The following is a 7,129-nucleotide window of genomic DNA, read 5'->3' as shown; positions in this document are numbered from 1 at the left end:
TGAGGTGTTCTGTCCAGCGCGGACACGTCTGGTTCATGCTGCAGCTAGTCGACTGAGGTAGCTTGCAGCGACTTCGCCTGGCGTTCGGTACCCCAACTTCGAATGGCGCCGTTGGCGATTGTAAAAAATCTCAATGTACTCACGGACAGAGGCCATGGCTTCCATCCGGGTGGCATACCGATGGTGGTACACCAACTCTGCTTTCAGGCTGCCCCAGAAGCTCTCCATGGGCGCATTGTCGTAGCAGTTTCCCTTGCGTGACATCGAAGCCAGCATGCCGAACTGCGCTAGCAACCTGCGATAGCCGTGAGCACAGTATTGGCTGCCCCGGTCCGAATGATGAATCAGGCCGGGCCGTGGCCGCTTGCTGCGCACCGCCCGGAACAGCGCTTCGCCCACCAATTCTTGTGTCATTCTGGGCCCCATCGCGTAGCCCACGATCTCGCACGTGTACAGGTCCTTGATTCCTGCCAGGTACAACCAACCCTCATCGGTCGCGATATACGTGATGTCAGTCACCCACGCGGCGTTTGGCCTGTCGGCTTCAAATTTCTGCTCCAGTAGGTTGGGCGCCACTGGCAGATTATGTGCCGAGCGCGTTGTCGCTACGAATCGACGCTTTTGCCGACACCGAATCCCCATCTCGTTGCGCAGTCTGGCTAGCCGATCACGGCCGACCACGAATCCATCGCCAGCCAGCTCGCGCTGCAGGCGCCGCGTACCGTACGTCTGACGCGTGCGCTTGTGGGCTGCCCGGATCGCCAGACGCAGCCGCTCCTGTTCCGGACTGAGCCCATAAGGTCTGTGTGTCCAGTCGTAGTAGCCACTGCGCGAGACCCCCAATACCCGGCACATCAACTTCACCGGATACACTTCTCGCCATTGACTCACGAACGCGTACCGGGCAGTGATTCCCTGGCGAAGTACGCTGCGGCTTTTTTTACAATATCGCGCTCCAGCCTCGCCTCGGCCAACTCCTTGCGCAGCCTCGCATTCTCCGCCGCCAACTCTGCCACTGTCACGCCTCCTGGTGCCGCTGCTGTTCCAGGCGCCTTGGCTTTCGACACCCAATTCGTCAACGTGCCCTTCGGAATCCCCAGGCGCTGCGCGGCCGACTGCAGCGTCAGTCCCTGCTCCAGCACCAGTCTCACGGCCTCTGCCTGAAACTCTTCCCCGTACGTCTGTCTTGCCTTGCTCATCTGTGCACACTCCTGATCCACGATCTTAATCTAAGGACCAAGCGTGTCCGCCTCGATCAGGCTACCTCATCCGCCCGCTACTCGTCGTGCTAGACCGGCAGGCGAGCCGTCTTGAAGCGCTTCCAGAGACGACGCCTGCCTGTTGGCATCCACCCGTCCTGCCAGATAGCCTCATGCGTAGCCCAAGGCCAGGTCATGGTTCTCGGCCATGACCGTGGGCGGCGTCCGTCGTCACATTCTAATAATTTCGAGATCGTGAAATTATTAATTCGCACTACTTCGAGCTATCGCCTGGTGCCCGGGGCCGGGATTTCCTGCCCTTTGCGAGCGTGCAAGAGTCTTCCCCGCCCGAGCAGCGGGCTTCCTTTTGCCTATTGCTCCTGATCGGCTGATCAGAAATTCTCCGAAATCACGACTCCCGACAACGAGCGCGTGGCCGCTCGTCAGTCTCCGTAGCTTGCCTGTGCCGGCTTTGCAGACGTTCGTGCGCCATCTCGCAGCGGATCAACATCATTGTCGTAGGCTCCTCATCTGCCATGATATCGGCGGCCTCCGCGGCGCTGCGCAAATATACTTGCCGGGCCACGATGGCGGCGATCACGATGACGGCGCCGACGCCGAAGGCCCGGGCGACAAGCTCAAGATATCGTGCCATGGAAGTCGCACCGGAAAACAAGAGGTGATTTGGTGGCGAGACTACACGAAAATGTCACAAAGCGGTGCTACGCCGTTGCAGGATTGACACCGCCTCTGTTTCACCATAATGGGGTCTGGAGCCCGCCATTCTGCGACACGGCATGGGCTTGACGATCATGGCAAAGACAATCGCCCTCCTTCCGCGCGGCCACCAACCCCGCCTGTATGCCCTTCGCTTGGTATTGACGCGATAAGGCCGTTATCGAACCTTACCGCCGCGACTTGGCCCAGTCGGCAAGGGTCGACCGCCTTGCGGCTGACGCAAGGCGCTTCCCGGCCAGTCGCTGTCGTTAGAGCACGCCCATTCGCGCGACCGCAACGCACGCAATAGCGAGCAGATTACCACGCCGTCGATTTATTTTGGTCGAAACATTCCAAGCGTTGTGGATCCGGTATCGTCGATGTTCAATTTAACTTGAACCTCGTTCATCTCATTGTGAAGGTCGCAAAGCGCACGAAGTTCCTGTTCACTAAAGACATATTTCTGAAAGTGATTCATCCCCGGTGCAGAAATCGCTTCTGTCAAAATCTCTAGCGGCCACCCAGGGTCAATGCCACCTCGGAAAAATCTATTACCCAAGGTTTTGAAGCGACTGCCAATGCGATCGTCTTCTAACATCTTGGCGAGATCAGCATGATAAGAGACAACTCCAAAATCTGAAGCGCGCTCGTGGAGAGGCATAAAGTCTTGATCCGATGAGACTATGGTCAAAGAGTCCGCCTCTCGATTGTAGAAAGCATCCATTGCTCTCATAACAATTCGTGTATCCACTTCTTTCTCATCGAAATAATTCAAACCTTTCCAGCCTACGTTAAGACCGAAAAAGCCCTCATCAAATTTTGAAAACTCAAGATTGAGTTTCAGGCAGGAAATAAAATCGTTATACGCGGCATAGTCGCGCGTCATTGGGCCTCTGACAACAATCCCGGACCGTACCTTTTCGAGTAAATCTTTCGCGAACTTACTGCCTAATTTCGAATAGTAAGAAAGATCCTTTTCAATGCGTATTAAGTCGATGGGGGCATAGAAAAGTTCGAAGGTTGGAGACACATTCAGGTAGATGCCATTCTTTAGAAGATTAGCGTTTCCTGAAACTGGTCGACCGTCTTGGTAGGCTATTTTTACATTTTTCACGAATTCTCGATACTCTCTCGACGGAACGGGCTGAGAAGCAAGAACGTGATTCGTGACGACATCAAATGTACGCTTTATCTGAAGATATGCAAACCTGCTAAGAATTAGTCCGTCGTCGATGGGGAAGTTGCGCGCTGATAGCCACTCGTGAAGCGCGAGGTACATTCCCTGTAGGTCAACAAGGACTAGCAATCGATGGGCAACGACTCGCGACCCGGTTTGACTTATCGCGCGCTGCGCAAAGTCGATCTGAGCTTCAATTTGCTCCCTTAGTTTTTTTTCCGAAGCCGCTTGTTCTGCGAAGAATTTTTGTCGGTGTGGTTTGCGCTCTGAATCCATTCCTACTGCACCTCCGGATAGTTTTTACGAGATTAGGGTCATCGTACTTTCCGTGAAAAAAATGGCGGTAGCATACCGCAGAGCCGCCTGTAGCAGGGCTTTCCGGCGCAATGCATCACGTGCCGCCGGAGTGTTTGTAAGGTCTTGATAGATAAGCCCTTTCCTGTACATACCGCCAGAAAATGAAGGAAAGTATGATGACCCCAGTTTAGGCACTTTGCAGCGTCAGCGCCCGGCTGGTCTTATGAATAATCTCCAAGCCCAAATCGAGAGCGCGCCCAAAAACGCATTCCTCCTCAACGAGAATCAGCCGTGTTTGACGGTCGGCAGACGTTGCTGCGGGCGGATAGAATTTGCCAAGCGCGCTACATGTACGGTCCCTTTCGTCCTCTGAGACATAACAAGGACGCCAGAGAAGCCGGACTCTGAATTTCGCGGCGCTATCGCTGCCCGGATTGAGATACCTGTATTGCAAGTATAATGGCCATCGATAGTCCACTTGCGCCGGAGGATGATCAAGGGGTAGGCGGTAGCTCGCCCAAACTCTGCCATACTCGTAAGCATCCTCATCGTTTTCCAAATCCGGAACACTTTCGGTGAGACTTGCGCGCAGCAGTTGCAACGGAGTCAATTGGAGCATGAGGTCGATCGCTGACTCATACTGGCGGTAGAACTTGACGAGTTGGCCATCGATATCGTCAGGTTTCATCATAGACGGCACCCAAGAGTCCGGGTGACTGAATTCTTTACTGATGCGGTCGAACACTTTGGCAACTTGAGGGAACCGGATAGCAAGATCCTGGGCGAGCCGCGTCATCGCTTGCATCGACTCCGATTCCCACCCCGTCTGTCGACGGCAATACGAAAGTAGTAGTGCAGCACTTTGATTACCTCGCTGTACCGCTACTTCTGCGCGTTGTGCGGCGGGTCGAAGCCATTCGTAGTTCAGGCGTATCCAGCGCCCATCGATACCAGTACCATTCCCAGCGGCATCATCACCAACCGCAGCATCTCGGTCCATCGCGACGAAAGCGACATGAAAATTGCTGAAAGCACGTTTTCCCAGTAGGGTTTTCTGCATACCCTCCAGATAGCCCTCGAGTTGGCCAGCTCCAAATCGAGCTCCCGCTTTGTTCTCAATGACGAGAATGAACTCGTTATCCGGATCGATAACCAACATGTCCAGACGTCTTGCATTCTTCTCGTCAGGTGCCTTGGGAAGCGCGTATTCGCGATAGCAGAAGGCGGTTGCAAAGCTGCTAGCCATAACGCGGGTTGGTGGCCATGCACGGACGAAGTCGCGGCTCAAGCCTCGCCCGCTAAGCCTGTCCCCGGCTTCGTGCTCCGAGGAACTCCGGTACAAGGCCAGAAGGAAATCTTTCAGGATCGCATCACCCTGTCCGTGTCCCTCTCGAGCATTGAAGCACCATTCCATCAAATCCGAGTGCTGATTTTCTCGCGGAGTCAGGAGATCGAGTAGATCGTCGGTGCTCTTCGCGAGTTCGAGCAGTTCAACAAGCGTAGGATCGGAACAAAATTTATTCAGTTCTTGCATCATGGATTGTGTCGCGTGGCTCTTCGCGTTTCGGCAGGATCTTGCCGTCGGCTTGCCCTGGACCTCGCCGGGCATCTGTTTCAGGATTTCTCGGACTCCGGCTGGTGCGGGAATATCGAATGACGGCACCAAGGCAGGGCTTTGGCGCGCGACCGGAAAGACGCCCGCCGCGCTACTTTCAGGGACGTGGCCAGACCTTCAATGCCTTCAGGAACATATGATCGCCACGCGCGCGGATCTCATCATCGTCCCATTTGGTGACACTGCTGTGCTGGAAGTATGCATTGAGAAGTAACAGGCTTTGCAGGAACTTCGTACGCTTGCCTTCAACCAGTGTGTTTGAGTCTTCGAAATCCTCGAACGGCCCATTGCTGACCGAACTGTTCAAGGATTGCGTCAGCAGCGTGAGGTTGCCGAAAGTCTGCACAGCCGTGGTTCTGGCCGAGATCGCATTGAGATCATCTTCCGGCAGCATGAAGTGCAAGCTCTTTTGCCAGGACTGCGGCATGACATGTTCCACGGTGAGCGTCTCAACTTCCTGAACCCCCTTGTACTCCTGCCGCGAGGACCGGGATGCGAGTTCCAGCGCGCGCAGGATAGCGCAGACCTTCCGGGGGCGGAGCAGTTCATACACCGGTCGGGTCTTCCAGGCCTGCCGGAACTCGTCATCTGTCGGCCAACATTGGCTATGGCCGTCGAGGCCAAGGAGGTACTTACGCAGTGCTGTCGCCGGGGACGAAGAATCGGCAACCTCGCCCAACAACCGGAGAAAGATCCGGTTATAAGCCTTGGTGGTATAGCCGCACACCGTTCGACGGGTAATGTACGAAGCCAGATCGCCCAGCGCCAGGCGGAGTTCGGCGCTGTCCGGCGCATAGCGATCGCGCAGCGCAAGATATACGGGCGTCAACGTGCTGACATCGAGAATCCTGACCAATTTTGCAAATTCCGCCACGTGGTCATCCCCGACTGGCGAAATGAACTCGCGGAAGTGCTGGCTGCTCTTTCCGAGGCGGTCGAGTTCTAGGTCAATATCTCGCGGGGCGCCATCCCACCATTCCTTGAAGGACTGAAAGACATGGCTGACCTTGGTCTCCTCGCGACGCCGCAACACCGTGTAGTGGAAAAAGAACAGGTCGATGCGTGGGTGCGTCAGGCGGCCTTGTCGCTCTTTCTCGCGCCAGTAGCGGTTGGCGGAGACAGTCTGGTCCCGATCGTACTGTTCGTCGAAGTCGCGCCATCGCGTCTCATAAAGGGTCGTCACGTCCTGGCCACGTCGCGCGGCGTCCAGGAACACGAAGTTCCGAATCAGATCGGAGGCGAGCAGCGGCTCCCCACGTGCGTTGAGGGTCTCGAAGATAACTTGTGGGTCGTCCTCGGACTCCAGCGTCAGCGTCATGATCTGCACGTACTCGGACAGCGCCATGTACAACGACTGTGCGCGTTGTGCATCGAGTTCCGCTGTGCCCGCCAGCGACGGCACCGAGTTCTTGTTCCGGATCTCGTGGATCAGCAAATGCGAGTAGGTTTGGTCTGTCTCTTCCGTGACCGGATCGCCGAGCTCGATGCCACGGAAAAAGGCCAAGCAAGCGTGATAGAGATAAATGAAGCTTTGGACCATCAGCGGCCGCTCGAAACGTTGCCGGCCCTCCTTGGCTGGATACTTCCGGCAGATCGCCTCGACATCCGGTGCGCCATTCAATTCACGCATCTCGGCGCGGCCAGCTTGAGTCGGCCACACCTTGTGATGGTCCGTTGCCTCGGTGTATGGACCCGGATTCCGAAGCAGGGTATCGAGCATGCCCGGCACGGGGGAGCCCTTCAACTGCATCGCGGCTAGCCGGAAAGCCAGAAGCAGCAGGTGCAGCGTCGTGGTGCGCTGTTGCCCGTCGATGACTTCGAACGTCGGTGCGCGGCCGAATGTTCCTGGAACGGGGGTTAGTACGACAGAGCCGAGAAAGTGCTTCTGAAGCGGCTTCAGGGCATGCGCCGATGCCTTCTTGCTCTCCAACTCGTATTCAATGTACTTGAGGGCGCGATCTTCAATGTCTGCCCAGAGCGGGGCAACCTGCTTTTCCAGAGTCCATACGTATCCCCGCTGAAATACCGGGATCAGATACTGGGCCGGCGCGATGAACAAGCGTGTTACAGAAGTCTTCTCGGGACGCACAAGTCTTCCTGTTTGGTGTGATAAGTCATGCCGGC

Annotated in this window: 5 protein-coding genes; all 5 read right to left on the bottom strand. The window is 55.9% G+C overall.

The window, feature by feature from the left end; translation table 11 throughout:
- Positions 1-33: 33 nt before the first annotated feature.
- Positions 34-1,199, bottom strand: a protein-coding gene (locus IPF36_RS33230) for an IS3 family transposase (RefSeq protein ID WP_116345890.1) whose coding sequence is annotated in 2 segments (ribosomal slippage) — positions 34-935 and positions 935-1,199 — 1,167 coding nt in all. Because the reading frame shifts where the segments join, the coding sequence is not laid out codon by codon here.
- A gap of 409 nt (positions 1,200-1,608) precedes the next feature.
- Positions 1,609-1,854 (bottom strand): hypothetical protein, encoded by a 246-nt coding sequence (locus tag IPF36_RS33225; protein WP_195432223.1) that lies wholly within the window; start codon positions 1,852-1,854, stop codon positions 1,609-1,611.
- A 396-nt stretch (positions 1,855-2,250) separates the two neighbouring features.
- On the bottom strand, positions 2,251-3,369 hold the full coding sequence (locus IPF36_RS33220; protein WP_195432220.1) for an NYN domain-containing protein: 1,119 nt from the start codon (positions 3,367-3,369) through the stop codon (positions 2,251-2,253).
- 208 nt (positions 3,370-3,577) lie between these two features.
- A complete protein-coding gene (locus IPF36_RS33215) occupies positions 3,578-4,927 on the bottom strand; it encodes a PD-(D/E)XK nuclease family protein (RefSeq protein ID WP_195432218.1) in 1,350 nt (449 codons plus the stop codon).
- 175 nt (positions 4,928-5,102) lie between these two features.
- The gene (locus IPF36_RS33210; RefSeq protein WP_195432216.1) at positions 5,103-7,094 is read right to left on the bottom strand and encodes a DUF262 domain-containing protein; all 1,992 of its coding nucleotides are present in this window, start codon (positions 7,092-7,094) and stop codon (positions 5,103-5,105) included.
- Positions 7,095-7,129 lie beyond the last annotated feature (35 nt).

Origin of the sequence: Cupriavidus sp. IK-TO18 (genome assembly GCF_015549295.1) — a bacterium.
Lineage (GTDB): Bacteria > Pseudomonadota > Gammaproteobacteria > Burkholderiales > Burkholderiaceae > Cupriavidus > Cupriavidus oxalaticus_A.
This window is presented reverse-complemented; position numbering and strand designations above follow the sequence as displayed.